This is a genomic window from Paenibacillus sp. FSL H3-0329, from assembly GCF_037963285.1.
Taxonomy (GTDB): domain Bacteria; phylum Bacillota; class Bacilli; order Paenibacillales; family Paenibacillaceae; genus Paenibacillus_AQ; species Paenibacillus_AQ odorifer.
In genome coordinates, this window is the sequence record NZ_CP150150.1 from 4,507,998 (window position 1) to 4,527,927 (window position 19,930).

The following is a 19,930-nucleotide window of genomic DNA, read 5'->3' on the forward strand; positions in this document are numbered from 1 at the left end:
CGCTAGTTTTAATGAACTGATGGGAAAAGATTTATGATCTCATCCTTTTTCTCCACAGCTACAATCTGTTTGCCTGTAGAACGACGCTCGCCCAGCGGCGCTGATTCAGAGGAGAACGTATGGTGGGCATTCTCACGAGTAACGGCATTCAGTTCTAATGGCTCCTTGCAATAGAAAGCCCCTGCTAACCTGCTGCCATTTGGACGTATTCGTTTGCCTTCCTTGAATTCGAAGGTTGGCATTCCTTTGCCACCACGGCTTTGTGATGGATAATCCACAAGTAATGAACGTTTCGCATAACCAATATCAGAAATAGCAAGGATTTCGCCTTCATCTTCGCTGACCCAGAAGCAGGAAATCACCTCGTCGCCCTCGCGCAGCTGAATTCCTCTTACACCAGATGCAACGCGACCCATAGGGTTAACCTCATTCTCATGGAATCGGATACTCATTCCCTCACGGGTAACCAGCACAATGTCCTTGTCATTCGTACTGGAAGCCACTGTAATGATCTCATCACCCTCGGCTACCTTACAGGCCGCTACCGCTCCAGAACGGCTTGTAGAGTATTCCTTGAGCTCTGTACGCTTCACCTGACCCCGACGGGTGACGAACACAAGACTTTGCTGCGGATCATCTAGATTATTAACCGGAATCACACTAACGATTCCATCTCCTTTAGACAATCCAATGACATTCACAATCGCTGTACCAGGCTCTTTCCATTTAAACTCCGGAATCTGGTGCACAGGAAGCAAGAAGTATTGCCCCTTGCGGGTAAATACCAGCAGACTGTCACGGGTATTCACATCCAGCAGCCTGACGATATGGTCACCTTCTTTGACGCCTGAGGTATGACGCTCCCCACCTGAACGGGTGAAGGAAAGCATACCAGTCCGCTTAATATAACCATCTGCTGAAAGAGCAACTAGCACATCCTCCGCGTTGACCAGCGCTTCAAGGCTAACCTTGAGCTCCTCTACTTCGCCTTGGATCAGAGAACGGCGATCAATGCCGTATTTGTCGCGAATCTCCAGCAGTTCCTTACGGATTACAGAAACTAGCTTTTTGTCGCTTTCCAAAATGCCGCGCAGATGTGTAATCTTTGCCATCATTTCATCTAACTCTTTCTGGAGTGAAGTGATCTCCAGATTGGTCAGACGATACAATTGCAAAGTAAGGATCGAATCGGCTTGGCGTTCACTGAAGCCGAACATCCATACGAGATTGTTCTGAGCATCCTGACGGTTTTTCGACGCTTTGATCGCAGCGATAACCTCATCCAGGATATTTAGTGCTTTAACTAAACCCTCTAAGACATGAGCACGGTCTTCAGCGCGTTCCAGATCGAACTGGGTGCGATGAGTCACAACTTCACGCTGATGCGCGATATAAGCTTCTAGGATGGCTTTTAGACCAAGCTGCTGAGGCGCTTTGTTAACAATAGCAACCATATTGAAGTTATAGGTGATTTGAAGATCGGTTTTTTTGAGCAGATAGGCCAACACGCCTTGAGCATCAGCCTCTTTTTTGAGTTCGACTACAATCCGCAATCCCTCACGGCCGCTCTCATCACGAACCTCGGCAATGCCATCGATCTTTTTCTCCAGCCGAATATTCTCCATGGAAGTAACCAGCCGTGATTTTACAATCTGGAATGGAACTTCCGTAATCACGATTTGCTGCTTGCCGCCCCGCATATTCTCAATCTCTGTCTTGGAGCGCAGGTAAATACGCCCTTTACCTGTGCGGTAAGCATCCATGATGCCGTCTCCGCCCATGATCGTGCCGCCTGTAGGGAAATCCGGACCTTTCATAAAGGTCATAATTTCCTCCAGCTCAATATTTGGCTTCTGCATCACTGCGATACAAGCGTCAATTACTTCACGCAGATTATGTGGCGGAATTTCAGTAGCAAAACCCGCAGAAATCCCACTCGTGCCATTTACGAGCAGATTCGGATACCGGGAAGGAACCACAACAGGCTCTTTGGCGGTATTGTCAAAGTTATCTTTAAACAAGACGGTCCGCTTCTCGATATCACGCATCATCTCCATTGCAATGGGAGACAGCCGTGCTTCTGTATAACGCATTGCCGCAGCTGGGTCATCGTCCATGGAGCCCCAGTTGCCGTGACCGTCAACTAGCACATGCCCCATCTTCCAAGGCTGTGCCATACGTACCATACCATCGTAAATAGAGGAGTCACCATGTGGATGGTAATTACCCATTACATCTCCGACGGTTTTGGCTGACTTGCGGTATGGCTTGTCAGGTGTGTTGCCGGAGTCGTACATCGCGTAAAGAATCCGGCGCTGCACGGGTTTAAGTCCATCACGGACATCGGGGATTGCCCGGTCCTGAATAATATATTTGGAATACCGACCAAAGCGGTCACCGACGACCTCTTCCAGAAATGCCGGCAAAAATTGTTCTGATAAACTACTCACTTTGCTCACCTTCTGTTCCTCAAACTGCCCGTTTTAAAATAGTGTGGTGATTCTCGGGTACTTCAGGGATTTTTGGAATTCCGGGCACTATCGCTCCTACAGTTCCAAAAATCTTCTAGGTCCCATAAATCACCAAACTCTTAGAAAATCGGGATTATCGTCACTTGCAGCACTGACATTACTCTACAATTTCGGTGAAATCGACATTTTCAACAATCCAGCGTTTACGTGGATCGACTTTGTCACCCATAAGTGTTGAAACACGGCGCTCCGCCTTAGCGGCATCCTCAATCTGTACCTGAAGCAGCGTACGCGACTCTGGATTCATCGTTGTCTCCCACAGCTGATCGGGGTTCATCTCACCCAACCCTTTATAACGCTGAAGCTCGAAGTTTTTGCCGAATTCCTTTAAGTAATTTTGCAGCTCTTCATCACTCCATGCATACCTTACGGTCTCCAGCTTACCCGTTTTGCGGGTCAACTTATAAAGTGGAGGCTGAGCAATAAAGACCTTACCTGCATCTAATAAAGGCTTCATATAACGATAGAAAAATGTCAGCAGCAGCACCTGAATATGCGCTCCATCGGTATCGGCATCGGTCATAATGATAATTTTGGAATAATTGCTGTCTTCGACAGTGAAATCCGGACCAATTCCAGCGCCTATCGTAGAAATAATTGCTTTATACTCGTCGTTCTTCAGGATGTCCAGCAGCTTAGCCTTCTCCGGATTCATCGGTTTACCTTTTAGCGGCAATATCGCTTGAATCTTAGAGTCACGGCCTTGCTTAGCCGAACCACCCGCGGAATCACCTTCCACGATGAACAGCTCCGTACGTGTAACGTCCTTTGATTGTGCAGGAGACAGCTTACCGCCAAGATTCGAGCTTTCGCTGCGTTTCTTGCCTGTGCGGATCTCATCGCGGGCTTTACGTGCCGCTTCCCGGGCTTTCGACGCTTGAATCGATTTCTTCAGCAGGCTCTGCGCAACTTGTGGATTTTCTTCCAAGAAACGCGCCATATTTTCAGAAACAATATAATCTACTGCACTACGGGCGGAAGCACTGCCAAGCTGATCCTTTGTCTGTCCAACAAATTCAACCTCGGACATTTTTACACTAATGACAGCCATCATGCCTTCCCGCAGATCATTACCTTCCAGGTTTTTATCCTTTTCTTTAAGCAATTGCGTGCGGCGGGCATATTCATTTAATACACGAGTGTACGCAGTTTTAAAGCCGGTCTCATGTGTGCCCCCGCTGCGAGTTGGAATGGAGTTTACGAAGGAAGCCAAGGTTTCTGTGTAGCCTCCGTTGTATTGAAGAGCTACTTCTACCTCGATATCATCCTTTTCTGCACTGAAATGAATAACATCATGGAGAACATCCTTACCTTCGTTGAGGAACTGCACAAATTGACTGGCTCCACCTTCATAAAAGAATTCATCCTGACGGTTGCTCCGCTCATCTTGCAGTGTAATACGCAGACCGGAATTCAGAAAAGCAATCTCCTGAACCCGCTCTGCCAGCGTGTCATAATTCAGAGCAATTCCATTTGGGAAGACACGAATATCTGGCTTGAAAGTAATTTTCGAACCAGTTTTATTGGTGTTACCCAAGATTTCAAGACCAGTTACAGGTTCGCCGACATGCTCTTTGCCCTTCTTGTCCACCCAGTACTCAAACCGCTGACGATGGATTTTGCCCTCACGATAAATTTCTACTTCGAGCCATTCAGACAAAGCGTTTGTGACAGAAGCCCCTACGCCATGCAAACCGCCTGATTTTTTATAACCCGATCCACCGAACTTACCGCCCGCATGCAAAATTGTAAATACAACTTGCGGTGTAGGTACCCCTGTCTTATGCATTCCAGTCGGGATCCCCCGTCCATTATCGCTAACGGTTACCGAGCCATCCTTGCGAAGCAGTATGTCAATCTTTGTACAATACTTGGCTAAATGCTCATCTACGGCATTATCTACGATTTCCCATACTAAATGATGTAGTCCTGAAGAACTCGTACTGCCGATATACATGCCAGGTCGTTTGCGTACTGCAACCAGACCCTCGAGCACTTGAATGTCGTCAGCATCGTATCCAGTACGGCCATTCTCGCCGTTATTAGAAACTTCAGCAAACATATCGATCTGTTCGAGCATTCATGCTCCTCCTTCTTTTCTCTATACTAAGAAGAAACGGCTTGGCCGTCCTTTTTGTTAAGAACGGTATCCGTTACTGCCAAAAACCTAAGGATAGAATATAACGTGAAATTATACTCTCCTATATTTCTAAGAAATGCAAACAAACGTTTTGGTCACTTTGTTCATTCTAATTCAAAATATCCCTTTTCGTAAAGACGGCGAATGAAATGATCACCGAAGCGGCTCCCCATACAGCCAGCACAGCCATGGAAAATGACAAGGACATCCCTTCAATGGGGGCGGGAGTACCAGACAAATAGCTGGTCAGTCCAAGATTTACCATAAATAAATATTTCGCTGTTGTCCAGGCAGAGGCCATATTGGTCAGTATACTACCTGCAATCAGAGCGGCCATCATAACTACTATACTCGCGGCAGTACTGCGAACAAGCACCGAGATCATGAATGCGAGCAGTGCAACCACTACGCTGACGAACCAAATCAAACCACCTTGCATAAGCATATATTTCCACTGAGGCACTGCATGTACAGTAGACATATCTAGCGAATCACCACTTATTTTAAAGCCTGTGAAAACAGGAATGTTAAAGCCTTTAAAACCAAAGGCGAGACCAGAGATAAAGTAGCTGATTGCAAATGTGGAAAGTACGATAAGCGAGACAAACATTAGCAGTGCTGTCATTTTGCTAAAAAGCACCTTCCAGCGCTTGACCGGCCTAGTCAACAGCATTTTGATAGTTCCAGTTGTCCTTTCGGCCGAGACCAAATCTGAGGCCACCGCCATAATAAGCAACGGAATAAATAATGTAACCGAATTATCCATAAATTCACGGGTAAAGGTAACCCCGCTAGGTTCATTCGGATTAACGTCATGGTGAAGATAATACTGAAGCTGTTGTACAAATATTCGCCGATAAGTCTTCCATTCCTCTGGAATCCGGTCACTTCCCAGTGAATTTTGATTATCGATAATCTGCTGCTGGATCTCAAGCCGCCAATCGGAATTAAACTTCTCCCGGCTCCGTTCGGCTGAACGCATCTGTGCATAGGTGAACATAGGCACCAGTACAATCAGAATCAGCAGTATAACATAAAACCGTTTCTTTTTTATAATCTTCAAGCACTCATTACGGATTAGCGGAAGCAAGTTACTCAACATTCTCACCCTCCGTTAGTTTCAAGAATAGCTGTTCCAGTGTCGGATTAATTTTATGCACAGCCCTCACCTCGATTTCAGCAGTAACCATTACGGCCACAATCTCGGGGATCAGATCCTGATCCATGATCGTTATTAAAGAATTGGGGCCCATCCCTGCAATAATTGAGTCATCTAATGTGACGTCTTCCAGTTTTTGAATCTGAATATCTGAACGATCAGCCAGCATTTCCCGAGCCTCAGCAAAAGGCTCCAGCTCCCAAAGTACATACGGCGAATTACGAGCGATCAGCTCATCTACCGCACCAACAGCCAATACACGCCCTTTACTAATTATCGCTACACGGTCGCAAAGAAGTTGAATTTCGCTTAGCAAATGGCTCGATACGAACACCGCCAGCCCTTCATCCGCCAGCTTGCGAATGAATTCTCGCAGCTCCTTAATACCTTTAGGGTCAAGTCCATTCGTCGGCTCGTCCAAAATAAGCAGCCGTGGACGTCCCAACAGTGCCTGCGCAATGCCTAATCGTTGTCTCATCCCAAGCGAGTATGTACTTACCTTATCATGTATCCGCTGATCTAATCGAACAATATCTACCACTTCGCTAATACGTTCATTGTCTACACCAGGCTGCATCCGGGCAAAATGCTGCAAATTCTCCCACCCGGTCAAATAGGTATATACCTCAGGATTCTCAACGATAGAGCCTACATATTGCAATGCTTTTTCCGGATTTCGGTTCACATTGTACCCACATACTGTAATCTTGCCCTCAGTAGGACGAATCAAATCCACAAGCATGCGGATCGTGGTCGTCTTCCCAGCGCCGTTAGGGCCGAGAAAGCCGAAAATCTCCCCTTTTCTCACATCGAAAGTAACATCATCTATTATCCATTTCCGTCCTATTTTTTTACGTACCCCGTCCACAGACAAGACGACTGTGCCGGAGTCTTCACTATTCGCTTTTGTCATATTTAATTTAGCTCCTTGTGACTGTCATTTTCTCGGTTTGTACTTGCTCAAAGGGCATTTACCTACATGATCTTACTGCAAAATTTAACACTCACCTATATACTACTGCACAGCCTGTATGAACCGTTCTCCGATTCGCTGATAGCCATCACCATTAGGATGAAAATGATCGGTGGATAGATACTTGTCCAAATGTCTGTTAAACAAGTCAAACGTAGGAACCAAGGTCATGTTGCTATGCTTATTAATAATATCCATTGCCGTATTATTCCACTTCGTTACCGCTTGATTGCCTGGTACCAGTAATTCTGGAATATCGCCAAAGGGATTATACAGCCCCATATAGTAAATTTGCGCATTTGGATTGATCTGTGAGATTTTATCGAGAATCTTCTCCAGCCTAGCTGCTGCTTCTGGCAGAGCGGCTAATAAAGACTCTGGAGTCAGCTCCTGCTCAGAGGTTGATGAAGTTGTGTTTCCTTGCTGCGCCCCATTATTCTCAAGAATATCCGAATCCTTAAACAGATCATTTCCTCCGACGGATAGCAAAACAACATTCGACATGCGCAAGGCATACTCCACACCATCTTCGTTCAGTTTGCTTAACAGCCCGGCAGTAGTCAACCCGTTAATCCCCATATTACCTAAAAAGTCTACTGTGACACCTTTTGCAGATAAACCAGTAACCGTACGCTTAACAAACCCTTCTCCGGTGTTATCACCAGTCCCCTTGGTAAGCGAATCCCCGAGCGCAACAATTTTGAGGAGCTTGACAGTCTCCGTCACCGGTGCGGCTGTTTGCTGAGGCAAGCTGCTCTCGGTAACCTCTCCGACCGGATAGATAATATCTTTAACCGCATAAACTAAACCAACCATCAAAACTATAGTTGTTACTATGGAAATCAAGCTGACGCTGCGCCATGTCCATTTCGAATCCTTCAAAGCTATCCCTCCGTATGCCGTTCTATTATGTATTGTTGCACAATTTACAAAGATCTTAACTATGTTACATAAACATAATTCTTCCATAGAAGTTTTGCAAATGTCTAGCAAAGAAATAAATCCCGCTGTTACAGTGTTTATGCCGAGGAGCGAGTGTGGACTTTTTTGAAAATAAAAAAATACTGGCTTTTTAATTAATGCCATTATATAATATTTCCCGTTGACTCTTTAGACATTACGGGTTATTAGCTTAGCTGGTAGAGCAGCCGACTCTTAATCGGCAGGTCGCAGGTTCGACCCCTGCATAACCCATAGAGCTAGACAGAAGAAGTAAGGACAAGTTCCTTGCTTCTTTTTTTGTTGCATTTTTGATCTTCACCACACAAAAAAAACCGCTCCCCGACTTACATCGGAGAACGATTTCTTCCTGAAGCATCTACTCGTATTATTTACCAATAAACTCTTGAACCCAGTAATTATTATCATAACCTACACCGATATAATTGAAGTTAGCATTCAAAATATTAGCGCGGTGACCTGGACTATTCATCCATGCCTTCATAACTTCTTCTGGTGTTTTTTGTCCCATTGCGATGTTCTCGCCTGCGGCTTTATAAGTGATGCCAAAGGATTTCATCATATCAAATGGTGAACCATACGTAGGTGAAGTATGTGAAAAATAGTTATTCGAACGCATATCCGTAGCTTTTGTAGCGGCAACTTTGTGCAGGCTGTCCAATCCAGCTACAGGTGACAAACCAGCTGCTGCACGTTCTTTGTTTACCAGCGTTACGATTTGCTGAACATAGGTTCCTTTATTGCTCACAGCACCTGTTGTAGTTGTATTATCTGTCGGCTTAGTTACAGTAGTTGTGTCTGCTGGCTTTGTAACCGGTTTTGTAGTTGTAGTTGTGGTCGTGTTGTCTTTGTTTGGTACTGTTCCAGTTTGCGGCTTAGTCACCACGATTGTGCTATTCGAAAAAGGGAATCCCTCAAGATTAGCTTGTTTAAAATATTGTAATATTTGCTCATAACTTGTGCCTTTTATTGTTACTGTCGATTCATTCGATGCCGCATTTGCTTCCAATGGAAGAGAAATACTAAGTGCCATAACAGCTGCCACACTACCACCGATGATTGCTTTTAATGTCTTGTTCTTCAATCTGCCATCTCCTTTTTTCTTGCGTGTAATATATGCTTGTGCCTAGAGTGACCATCTACAAATGTTACAAAGTTGTAATTTGTTCCTCAGTCATTGTAGCATAAATCTCTCAAATGTGCGCTTCTAATTTTTTACATATAATAGTCTTGACTGTAAGATTTCTGATTCCTAGATACATTCGCTTTCTTTCGCTGTTTTCCTGCCTAAAAATACCAATTCATCTATTATTCGCGAAAGAAAGCACAAAAAAAGTCGCCCTCCCCGAAAGGACGGCAACTTCAGCAAACCTATGGATACCTGTCAATTAATGAAACGACTGCCAGAACTCGCCCTCCGTAGAGATCAATCCCATGATCTCCGCATAAGGAATCCGGAAGGTTGGAAAACCTGCAGAATACGGAGCGATCTCATAAGGTGCGAAATACAGATACAACGCTTCATTATCCACAAAGAAGGGTTGATCCGAGGTAATTCCTTTATACGTATCCGGAAAAACATATGAATATTGTGGATCGTTCTCGATCTGTTTGCCCACAATTTTACTGAGCTTCTCCACATATCTGCTGCCCGGCTTGAACAAATCTCCCAGCTTATAGAACCTGCCGCTGCGCAAATTAATATGCGGATAGATTTTGGTAGGCATTCCATGTGCTGCTCCAAAAGGAAAACGATATCCGGTCAGCTCCAGCACCAGCAGGTTTTTACGGAAGAAAGAGACTGAAAAATCACCATTATAACTAAAGTCCTGGGAAACCCCTCCACTCCCAACGTCTTCAGCAAGGGATAGCTTGCGCAGCTTATCGTTAACCTCTCGCGAAACTTCCGCACTGGCAATCCCTTCAACGACCGGATAATACACCAGATAATCCCTGTTCGGTTTGTATTTCTTCTCCACTACGGAATAGGGAGGTCTCAGCGGAATGACTCCATTTTGGCGCCAAACCTGCTTTCCCTGCCGATCATAATAAGAGGTGCGCTGATCTACATCTGCTCTTATCAAACGTCCGCTAAGGGTGAGTGTTCCTGTACCTGGAATAACTGGAGGCTGGGCTGCCTTTTTTCCACTTCTATCGATAAAATAGGTATCTTTAGCATCAAATACAGACGCCAAGCCTTCCTGATAATTGTTCACGCCAAGCAGGGTGTGATTGCTCAGGACCGCTCCCGTTTCCGCATCTGCAATTACATAACGTGATCCGCGATAAGGCTGGCTGGGGAATACAGGCGTTCCTATGGCTACTCTGCCTTCACCTAGCTGCAATACTTCATAATATTTTGCCGGGATGATCATTTTCCCTTGTTTATCAATCAGCCCGTAGGCGTTGCCATAATTCTCAGCGGTATTCACCACCGCACGTCCCTCTGAAAAAGGTAAAGCAGAGGTGAATTGCGGCTGAATAGCTACAGAACCATCCGTATTTAAATAGCCATATTTACCGTTTTCAGTCGCTTGATAGGCGAGTAAACCCTCTCCCGGACTTCCTACAAAAGGATGGTTATAAGTATGCAGGATGTTCCCAGCCGGATCGATGAGCGCATACTCTTCTTCTTTGATTTTAACCAAAGCCACGCCGTTCATAAAATCATTGGCATCCACATAAATCGCGGGCAGCACCTCTTTACCTTGCGCGTCCACATATCCATATAGCGATTGGCCACCGGTTGTATTTTGTTTTGAAAATAGTGCACGCCCCTCATGTAATGAGTTCAGATAATCATACCGGGCGGACGTCACTTCTTTGCCTTTTTCATCAATAAAAGTGTACCCCTTGGCATCCGACACTACCGCGCGCTCTTCCGAAAAAGGCGCAATAAAAGAATAGATCGGCTTCACTCGTTCTCTTCCAGTGCTGTCAATGAGCCCGCTGCTATTTTTTCGCTGAACTACGGCAAGACCGTTCTTTTGAAAATCCTCAGCATATTCGTACCGAGGTTCAATCTGAACACGGCCTTCGTCATTAATATATCCCCAAAGTGTGCCCTCTTTGAGATTAAACGGCGCCGGATGCAGACCCGTGGTCCGCAGATCGTCCCCCACCCACTCCGGCAATAAGTATGGCGCCTCAAAAGGCTTATTAGAGTAATCTACACGATATAATCCCGCTTCTGCCGGAATCGTGACAAATAACTCCTCTTCCGTGCGTATGAAATCCTCATCCTGCTGAGTAATATATTCGTTCCAGCCAATGCCATCCCATTTCCATACATCCGCCTGTATCAGACCATTGTCATTCCCTTTCCCTAGCTCATTCAACCTAATCCTTAACATCCAGTCGCTCCCCTTTAACAAAGGCATTTGCCTATAGAATATGGGAGAACGTTGGTTTATGTGCTTTTTGATCTTTGGGGTTGGGGGGAGAGGAGCTTTGGTGGGGAATCCGCAGAGGGGGTAGGCGTATTCTAGGGCATTTTCGCCTCTCTTTCGTCCTCTGTATATCATTTCAGCTAATTCTGCGGGATTTGTACCTTTCATTCGCCTCACGTAGCTCGTTTCAGCCAATTCTACGGGATTTTTACCGTTCATTCGCCATACATAGCTCGTTTCAGCCAATTCTGCGGGATTTATACCGTTCATTCGCCACACATAGCTCGTTTCAGCCAATTCTACGGGATTTATACCGTTCATTCGCCTCACATAGCTCGTTTCAGTCAATTCTGCGGGATTTTTACCGTTCTATCGTCCCACATAGCTCGTTTCAGCCAATCCTACGGGATTTTTACCGTTCATTCGCCTCACGTAGCTCGTTTCAGCCAATCCTACGGGATTTTTACCGTTCTTTCGCCTCACGTAGCTCGTTTCAGCCAATTCTACGGGATTTATACCGTTCATTCGCCTCACATAGCTCGTTTCAGTCAATTCTGCGGGATTTATACCGTTCTTTCGTCCCACATAGCTCGGTTCAGCCAATCCTACGGGATTTTTACCGTTCTTTCACCCCACGTCGCTCGTTTTAGTCAATTCTGCGGGATTTTTACCGTTCTATCGTCCCACATAGCTCGTTTCAGCCAATCCTACGGGATTTATACCGTTCTTTTTCCTCACATAGCTCAGGGCGGCTAATTGTACGGGATTTATACCGTTCTTTAGCCTCATGGTGCTTCTGTTCTGTTACTAATATTAGTTTGTTGATATTGTTGGGGAGCTATGATGAATATGATGTGTTTTCGTGGTGCTCCTGATGGCGATGGTCGTGTTATTGCTGCTGATATTGATTTGTGGCCGTGATTGCTGTGTTCATGCTGATAATATTGAGTGGAGTGTGATAGCCGTATTTGTGTTGATGACATTAATTGGTGATGGTAATGATGCTGTAGATGTTCCGTGGCGGTGAAGGTGCAACTATTGGGTCGAGTAAATCCTATTGGTGGAATATTAGATTTGATGGAGCAAGGGTGGCAATGTTGATTGAAGTTTGTGGTGGTAAATAATGTTGATGTTGATTTTAGAGTTGCTGGCGCTGTTTAGTTGTGGTTACATTTTCGCGGGTAGTTTTTGTGGTGTGTTTGTTTCATGTTGGTAGTAGCCATTGTTGATCTGTGTGTTGGTGGTGTTGACGCTATTTGGTCGTGGTGGCATCTTAGTGGGTAGTTTTGGTGTTGTGTGTAGTTGGTAGTACTGTAGTTAGTGGTGTTTTGGTTGACAGTCCTGTGGTTGACAGTGCTGTGGTTGGCAGTACCGTAGTTAGTATTACTTTAGTTAGCAGCGCTGTAGTTAGCAGTGCTGCTAGTGGCATTATTGGTGTAATTGATATTATTGGTGTAGTTGATATTATTGGCGTAGTTGATGGTGGTGCCAATGGTACTAGTGGGAGCGGAAGTGGTTTATCCCCAACTAATTAAACCAGTTTTTGTGGGTAGTTTTTCATACATAGTTATGGTGGGTAGTTTTCGTGCTCGTGCGTAGTTTTTCTATGCGAGGAGCAAGGGGGCGACGTTAAGTACTTGTGAATTGGTAGTTGTGAATTGGTACTTGTGAATTGGTACTTTTAAATTGCTTTTTATGAATCGGTACTTTTAAATTGCATCTTATGAATTGGTACTTTAAATTGGTTCATATGAATTGCATCTTATGAATTGCTTCTTATGAATTGCTTCTTATGAATTGCTTCTTATGAATTGCTTAATCTCAGCAAGCGAAATGGACAAACCAAAAAGCGTTTGCCATAAATAGCAAACGCTATGATCACCATACATCCAACACGCAACTATTTCTTCGAAGAATACTTCCGCATATCAAACGCGACGGCGGCGATGATGATCAGACCTTTGATAATCAACTGATAGTAAGGGCTGATGCCAATGAAGGTCAGGCCGTAGTTGATTAAGGTAAAGATAATAACACCGACCAGGACACCTGGCACCGTTCCGATACCACCGGTTGTAGACACCCCGCCCACTACACAAGCAGCAATCGCATCAAGCTCATACATGTTCCCGTAGTTATTGGTTGCGCCACCTGTTCTTGCAGCCTCTAGCACACCCGCCAGACCATAAAGGGCTCCAGCAATCGCATAGATGTAGATCAAGTTCTTGGAAACATCGATGCCAGATACTTTAGCTGCCTGTATGTTACCGCCGATAGCGTACATGTTCTTACCCAGCTTGGTTTTATTGAACACCACCCATACGATGGCGGCGACACCCAAGGCTATCAGCACAATATACGGGATTGAATATTGCCCCTTGCCAATAAACCCGGAACCGATTGTAGTGAAATCTGGACGCAGACCGCCAATCGGCTGCGATTGGTTCGGATCCATGTCAAAGTACAAGGAATTCAAGCCGTAGACGATAACCATCGTACCCAGTGTTGCGATAAACGGCGGGACGTTCAGCTTGGAGACGACAATACCATTGACGAGTCCGCAGAGAAGACCAGCGATGATAGCTATAAGGATCGGAAGCCACACTTGCACCTGCGGCAGATCAGGAAAAAACCGCCGGGAATAATCCGGAATTTGCAGCATCGAAGCAGAGATTACCGCCGTAAAACCAACCACACGTCCAGCAGACAAGTCCGTCCCAGCTGTGATAAGGATGAAGGCAACACCAAGCGCGATGATAATCCGTGTTGACGATTGAATAAGAATGTCCCGTAAAGTATTTACAGAGATAAAGGCCGGCTCATATAAGGCAATACCCATAATCAGAATTACCAAGACAATATAAATGGCATTTTGAGTAATAAAAGATTGGGCTCTTTTAGCGTTCATTAGTAGTGTTCCTCCTTAAAGTTACGCGAAGAGTAATTCTCTTCGTAAACCAATCTAGTTTCGCCCAGCAAAACTATCATTGAAATCCTATCCTAATGCTGTGCAGCGAGCCGCATAACTTCGGTTTCCGTAGCTTGCCCGCCTTCTAGTATTCCGGTAAGCTTACCTTCCGACATGACCATTACACGGTCAGACATTCCGAGCAGCTCCGGCATTTCTGAGGAGATCATAATGATGCTTTTCCCTTGCTGCGCCAAGTCGGCAATAATCGAATAAATCTCGAATTTAGCCCCTACGTCGATACCGCGAGTCGGCTCGTCCAGAAGCAGGATTTCGGGCTCGGTTAGAAGCCATCTGGCGAGCAGCACCTTTTGCTGATTACCACCAGAAAGATTCATGATCAGCGTTTTGGTTGTTGGAGTTTTGGTCCGTAATTTTTCAATCATTTTATCGACTTCTTCTTTTTTCTTTTTTCCATCTAGTAAAAGTAGTAGTTTCTGGTATCGATGCAGGTTAGCGATTGCGCCATTCTCATGAACAGACAAAACTGGAAAAATACCGGTGACACGCCGTTCCTCGGTAAGCAAGGCCATTCCGTGTTTCTTAGCATCCTTGGGAGATTGGATATGAATGCGCTTACCATCGATAGAAATCGTCCCCGATTTGATAGCCCTCAGGCCGAATAATGCTTCAATAACCTCTGTTCTCTGAGCGCCTACCAGACCACCAATCCCTAAAACCTCACCTCGTCTTAATTCAAAAGAAACATCTTTAAACGATCTTTCCTCAGGGGAGGTTAATCCTTCCACCTTCATATATACTTCTCCAGGCACGTTAAAGCGTTCTGGGAATCGATTGGTCAAGTCGCGGCCGACCATTTTGGAAATGATAAGATCTGTAGTCAATTCCGCCGCTGGCCAGGTTCCGATTTTTTTACCGTCCCGCATAATGGTAACCTCGTCAGAAATTTCGAGAATCTCTTCCATTTTGTGAGATATATAAATAATAGCTACGCCTCTACTCCTAAGATCCCGTATGATCCGAAATAAATGCTCCACCTCCACACTGGTCAGGGAGGAAGTAGGTTCATCCATTACAATAACGCGGGAGTGAAAAGAGACAGCCTTCGCAATTTCAATGGATTGGATTTTGGATACAGACAGCTTACCCACTAATGTCTCGGGATTCAGATCGATATCCAGATCTTTAAACAAATTCTCCGTGTCAGTGTACATTTTCTTATGGTCAATAAACTGAAAAGGTCCAATCCCTTTGGTTGGGAAACGTCCTAACCAGATATTCTCCATCACACTTCGGAACGGCACGGGATGCAGCTCCTGGTGAATCATGGATATCCCATTTTTCAAAGCGTCATTTGAGCTTCCGATAGAGGTCTTCTCACCCTCCAAAAAAATCTCACCGGCATCCGGTGAATAAATACCAAAGAGACATTTCATTAAAGTGGACTTACCCGCACCATTCTCGCCCATAAGGGCATGCACCGAACCTGGTCTGACCTTTAAACTAACTGCATCCAGCGCTTTGACGCCGGGGAATTCTTTAGTAATGTCATTCATTTCTAGCAAAAACTCAGCTTTTTCCATGTTGTTACGCCCCCTACGCTTTTTTCTTTTTTCATGAGAGGCACAGCGGTTTCATCCTGTTCCCTGCCTGAAAGAAATCCGAGGAGCGAATATCCGCTCCCCGTTGCTGCTATATGATCATGAATTCCATCTAGATTAGAGCGTTATTATTTGGCGTCATCGATATTATCTTTGGTGATCTTTTTATAGGAAATCCACACGTATTGGTTGTCTGTGATATCAAAGCCTACGTTATCTTTTGTAGGTGCTTCTCCTTTAGCAAGCAGAGCAGCAACTGTGATCGCAGCTTTACCTTGGTTGTTCGCATCATTCAGCACGGTACCAAGCATCGTTCCATCTTGCAGCGCTTGAATCGCAGGAGCAGTAGCATCTACACCTACTACCGGCATAAATTTATCACCCGTGAAGTAACCTGAAGCTTTCAGAGCTTCGATTGCACCGAGAGCCATATCGTCGTTGTTCGCAAGCACAGCTTCAATTTTGTCGCCATGGGAGCCAAGGAAGGCTGCCATTTTTTCTTGCCCTTTTACGCGGTCCCACATCGCAGTATCTTCAGCCAGCTTTTCTACCTTGATGCCGGCATCTTCAATTGCTTGGATGGAGTACGTAGTACGAAGCTCAGCGTCTTGGTGCCCCGGTTCGCCTTTTAGCATTACGTATTGGAGGACACCGTCGCCGTTTTTATCCGCTTCAGGATGTGCCTTCCAGTAGTCCACGATCAGTTGACCGGACATAGTTCCGGATTCTTCCGCTTTAGCGCCTACATAATAAACCTTATCCCATTTCTTCATATCTTCTGGCAGCGGCTCGCGGTTCAGGAAGACCACCGGAATATTTGCCGCTTTTGCTTTTTCGATAATAACGCCAGCCGCAGTACGGTCAACCGGATTGATCAGCATGCCTTTATATTTTTTGGTGATGAACAAGTCAACTTTGTCATTTTGTGTGGGTTGAGAATTTTGGCTATCTACGATATCTACAGTAGCAATGCCTTTGGCAGCAGTGTCGATTGCGTTCCGAACACCTGTCATGAAGGTATCGTCAAATTTGTAAATGGCTACCCCTACTTTTGGCGATTCAGTGGAAGAACCCGCATTTTCAGTTTTTGGAGCATTGGTAGCTTTACCACTGTCTGCATTATTGTTGCTATTGCCACAGCCTGCCAGAACGGCACCCAGTATTGCGCTTGCTAAAAGAACGGAAGTGATTTTTTTCATTATTCATTGACCTCCTGTTTATACTTCTTTTTTTTGGTTTAACCCCGAATTCTCTCGGGCACATCCATATTATGCCTTAGGTGAAAACGGTTTCGAATATAAAATCCTACTCACTTTTATAAAAATTCTACTGAACCCAAAAAACGAATACCTCCCATTTTAAGGATGGCATTCGTCTTTTCAAAAATAAACCGTCCACTATCTGACGAAGGGAAATAACAATTTCTGATTCTCGGGCCACAGCATATTGTCCAAATCAATGAGTTTAGTGCCCGTATCGACACGATCAGGAACATCCATTCCTTCGATTACCTCAACGGCATGTTTTACGGCTAAATACCCGTTACTAAAAGGATTTTGGATTACGGTCGCTTGAACCGTACCCTCCTGCAGCAACTCCATCATTGACGGGGAGCTGTCGAACGCAACCATTTTAATATTATGCAGCCCTCGGCTCTGGATAGCTTTTGCCGCCCCTTGTGAAGCTGTCTCATTCAAGCTGGCGATCCCGCGAAGATTTGGATGTTTCAGCAGCATTAACCGTGTCAGCTCTTCAGCATCACTAATACTCGAAGTGGTATACGAAATCTCTACTACCTGTATGTTCGGATATCGGGCAGCGTAATTTAAAAATCCCTTTTCCCGTTCCTCTGCATCTCTTGCACCATATTCAATGCCGTTTGAAGACTCCTGCTCCGCCCCCAAAGATGAATTTGTGAAGTTAATGATGCCGACCTCCCCGTATCCATTTAGCAGCTGAATGAGTCTTTCTGCAGACTTTTGTCCTGCTTCATAGCCGTTTGAACCCACATAGGCTCTTACTCTGGCCGAACCGACTTCTGCATCCACAGACAATACGGGAATCTTGGAATATGCCGCCCGATCGACTACTTGTGCAAGTCCCATGTAGCTGCTGGCAGCTAAAATAATTACGTCCGCCTTCTCTTTAATGGAGTCTTCAACCATTCTGACCTGTTCCGCAATATCACTCTCAGCATTCGGAGCTTTGAACGTTAGTTTCACATTAAATTCCTGTGCCGCGGCTTCTGCACCCAATCTAACTGTATTCCAATAGTCGCCTTTGTTCATTTTCACAATAAGATGAATATTGCGGGTTTTGTTCGTGTTGATATAATTAGGTGCCGAATTAAAACAAGACGTGATCGTGGTCCATAACACCACACATACCAGCAGGGTTAGCCAAAAACGAACGATTCTCATACCGATGTCTCATCCTCCTCATGTCCAGGCTTGCCCTCGCCTGCTGCGAGTGCCGGGAAGATAAGAGTAACCGTAGTGCCTTCTTCAATTTCACTTTCAAAAGAAAGACCATAATCACGCCCATAATACAACTCAATACGCTCGTTTACATTTCTAACGCCTACCCCGGAGCCATGCATACTCTTACTGCCGCCAGTTAAAAGAACCTTCATAGTCTCCTCGGACATACCCAGTCCATTATCACGAATGCGGATGATGACAAGATCATCCTTCAGCTCCGCTTGGATCGAAATAAAACCTTCATCAGGCATCATTTCAATCCCGTGATACAGGGCATTCTCCACAATAGGTTGTAAAATTAGCTTAATAGTCTGACACTGCAGCACTTCATCCTGAGCCTCGATCTCGTAGCGGAACTTATTTTTGAACCGAAAGCTCTGAATCACAAGGTAATGACGAACATGATCAAGCTCTTCCTGCACGGTAATCATATTATTCCCTTTACTAAGGCTAATCCGGAAAAACTTCGATAAGGACTGAATCATCGTGACTACCTCCTCAGTCTTGCCGCGTTCAGCGAGCCGGATCACAGAATTCAGGGTATTGTACAGAAAGTGCGGATTGATCTGGGATTGCAGCACTTCAAGCTCACCTTTACGTTTGGTTTCCTGTTCATAAATAATCTGATCCATCAGTTGGCGGATACGTTGCAGCATAAGGTTAAACCGTTTGGACAGCTGTTCCACCTCATACGCGCCGCTGACATCTATTCGGGTGTTGAGGTCCCCTTCGCCCACCTGCTGAAGCGTCCGTTCCAGCTTGCGGATAGGGCGGGCAATACGTGCAGACAAAAAGACGGATACAATAATTACGCATAAAATGACTACCGCTAAAAACCAGGATAAAAAAGTGTTTAGATCACGTTTGGTGGTTACAATCTCATCGTAATAAGCCACGCCCACGATCTTCCAGCCTGTCTGTTCCAGTGTCCTTACGGTGATAAAACGTTTTTCACCCGTAGACTCATCCAAATAGCTACGAAAAGCATATTCCAGTACTGGCTCCACATTCTCATATTTTAAGCCAGCGTAAATCAGCTGCTGCTGGGGATGGTACACAATATTTCCTAGCTGATCGAGGATGTAAGCGTATCCTCTTTTGCCAAGCTTAACCTGCTTGCTCAGCTCATCAATGGTTCGAAAGTTAAAATCCATCAGCAGGATGCCGGTTTTTAAGACTCCGTTCTCCTTATATTGAATTAATTTGCTGATAGACACGACCCAGATATATTGACCTTTGAATAAATTCTGAATATGAGGTGCGGAATAGGAGAGCTCTGATGTTCTTTGCGCCGTCGTAAACCAGCTCTGAGTCTCCAGCTGTGTGTTGCTGCGCAGCTTCTGACCGGGTGTACCCACGACATATTTCCCCTGTGGTGTAAAAACAGCCGCCGAGACCAGATCCTCTCTGCTCCCCATTAGCATAGCCATTCTTTCCGTCAATAAAGCGGAATCCACGGAAGGGCTATTCGTAATCTGCTCCTCCGCTGTCTCAAAAATATTGCGCATTCCCTTAACATAAAGACCCAGATTGTAATTCACTTGCTCAATGATCTGCTGCATATTCATATTGGCATTCTCTTCTGCGGTCTTGGCAAACTTGTTGTACAGCATAAGACTGACAACGACAGCTACCAGCACGGCAACAGATGTAAAAGTGAGTGTAATCGTAACTTGAATGCTTCGGAGCTTGGAGGACAACCGACGTTTTCCGCCTTTGGGATGCTGCGGTCTTAGAGGAAAGGAATATGGTTTATCCTTCAGCATCT

Annotated in this window: 14 protein-coding genes and 1 tRNA gene; 3 read left to right on the forward strand and 12 right to left on the reverse strand. The window is 45.2% G+C overall.

Features of this window, described 5'->3' with window-relative positions:
- Nucleotides 1-8 precede the first annotated feature (8 nt).
- The 5 genes from gyrA to NSQ66_RS19960 all read right to left on the reverse strand — a co-directional run bounded on the left by gyrA (nucleotide 9) and on the right by NSQ66_RS19960 (nucleotide 7,685).
- Nucleotides 9-2,450, reverse strand: coding sequence for a DNA gyrase subunit A (gyrA, locus tag NSQ66_RS19940; protein ID WP_036685712.1), 2,442 nt, complete (start codon nucleotides 2,448-2,450; stop codon nucleotides 9-11).
- A 178-nt stretch (nucleotides 2,451-2,628) separates the two neighbouring features.
- A complete protein-coding gene (parE, locus tag NSQ66_RS19945) occupies nucleotides 2,629-4,611 on the reverse strand; it encodes a DNA topoisomerase IV subunit B (RefSeq protein WP_036685709.1) in 1,983 nt (660 codons plus the stop codon).
- Between the two features lie 169 nt (nucleotides 4,612-4,780).
- Nucleotides 4,781-5,770 carry an ABC transporter permease gene (locus tag NSQ66_RS19950; RefSeq protein WP_036685819.1) on the reverse strand — a complete coding sequence of 330 codons (990 nt, stop codon included), beginning with the start codon at nucleotides 5,768-5,770 and terminating at the stop codon, nucleotides 4,781-4,783.
- Complete coding sequence (locus NSQ66_RS19955) at nucleotides 5,763-6,743, reverse strand: ABC transporter ATP-binding protein (RefSeq protein WP_036685707.1); 981 nt, start codon at nucleotides 6,741-6,743, stop codon at nucleotides 5,763-5,765. The genes NSQ66_RS19950 and NSQ66_RS19955 overlap by 8 nt, the downstream gene beginning before the upstream one ends.
- A gap of 102 nt (nucleotides 6,744-6,845) precedes the next feature.
- Nucleotides 6,846-7,685, reverse strand: coding sequence for a GDSL-type esterase/lipase family protein (locus NSQ66_RS19960; RefSeq protein ID WP_051491403.1), 840 nt, complete (start codon nucleotides 7,683-7,685; stop codon nucleotides 6,846-6,848).
- 239 nt (nucleotides 7,686-7,924) lie between these two features.
- On the opposite strand from NSQ66_RS19960, the gene NSQ66_RS19965 reads away from it, so the two are divergent.
- Nucleotides 7,925-7,997 (forward strand) — tRNA-Lys (locus NSQ66_RS19965).
- A gap of 133 nt (nucleotides 7,998-8,130) precedes the next feature.
- Here NSQ66_RS19965 and NSQ66_RS19970 read toward each other — a convergent pair.
- Both NSQ66_RS19970 and NSQ66_RS19975 read right to left on the reverse strand, forming a co-directional pair.
- The gene (locus NSQ66_RS19970) at nucleotides 8,131-8,847 is read right to left on the reverse strand and encodes a CAP domain-containing protein (RefSeq protein ID WP_036685704.1); all 717 of its coding nucleotides are present in this window, start codon (nucleotides 8,845-8,847) and stop codon (nucleotides 8,131-8,133) included.
- A 304-nt stretch (nucleotides 8,848-9,151) separates the two neighbouring features.
- Nucleotides 9,152-11,116, reverse strand: coding sequence for a WG repeat-containing protein (locus tag NSQ66_RS19975; RefSeq protein ID WP_076141295.1), 1,965 nt, complete (start codon nucleotides 11,114-11,116; stop codon nucleotides 9,152-9,154).
- An 898-nt stretch (nucleotides 11,117-12,014) separates the two neighbouring features.
- Between NSQ66_RS19975 and NSQ66_RS19980 the strand changes: the two genes are divergently transcribed.
- Nucleotides 12,015-12,179, forward strand: a complete 165-nt coding sequence (locus NSQ66_RS19980; protein ID WP_170914200.1) for a hypothetical protein — start codon at nucleotides 12,015-12,017, stop codon at nucleotides 12,177-12,179.
- A 262-nt stretch (nucleotides 12,180-12,441) separates the two neighbouring features.
- The gene (locus tag NSQ66_RS19985; protein WP_076141296.1) at nucleotides 12,442-12,687 is read left to right on the forward strand and encodes a hypothetical protein; all 246 of its coding nucleotides are present in this window, start codon (nucleotides 12,442-12,444) and stop codon (nucleotides 12,685-12,687) included.
- A 365-nt stretch (nucleotides 12,688-13,052) separates the two neighbouring features.
- Here NSQ66_RS19985 and mglC read toward each other — a convergent pair whose 3' ends face one another.
- The 5 genes from mglC to NSQ66_RS20010 all read right to left on the reverse strand — a co-directional run bounded on the left by mglC (nucleotide 13,053) and on the right by NSQ66_RS20010 (nucleotide 19,928).
- Nucleotides 13,053-14,060, reverse strand: coding sequence for a galactose/methyl galactoside ABC transporter permease MglC (mglC, locus tag NSQ66_RS19990; RefSeq protein ID WP_036685697.1), 1,008 nt, complete (start codon nucleotides 14,058-14,060; stop codon nucleotides 13,053-13,055).
- Between the two features lie 92 nt (nucleotides 14,061-14,152).
- Nucleotides 14,153-15,664, reverse strand: a complete 1,512-nt coding sequence (locus NSQ66_RS19995) for a sugar ABC transporter ATP-binding protein (RefSeq protein WP_076141297.1) — start codon at nucleotides 15,662-15,664, stop codon at nucleotides 14,153-14,155.
- 146 nt (nucleotides 15,665-15,810) lie between these two features.
- Nucleotides 15,811-16,881 carry a galactose ABC transporter substrate-binding protein gene (locus tag NSQ66_RS20000; RefSeq protein WP_141118479.1) on the reverse strand — a complete coding sequence of 357 codons (1,071 nt, stop codon included), beginning with the start codon at nucleotides 16,879-16,881 and terminating at the stop codon, nucleotides 15,811-15,813.
- A gap of 198 nt (nucleotides 16,882-17,079) precedes the next feature.
- A complete protein-coding gene (locus NSQ66_RS20005; RefSeq protein ID WP_076101440.1) occupies nucleotides 17,080-18,102 on the reverse strand; it encodes a substrate-binding domain-containing protein in 1,023 nt (340 codons plus the stop codon).
- Entirely contained in the window at nucleotides 18,099-19,928 is a 1,830-nt protein-coding gene (locus NSQ66_RS20010; RefSeq protein ID WP_081382622.1) for a sensor histidine kinase, read from the reverse strand. The genes NSQ66_RS20005 and NSQ66_RS20010 overlap by 4 nt, the downstream gene beginning before the upstream one ends.
- Nucleotides 19,929-19,930 lie beyond the last annotated feature (2 nt).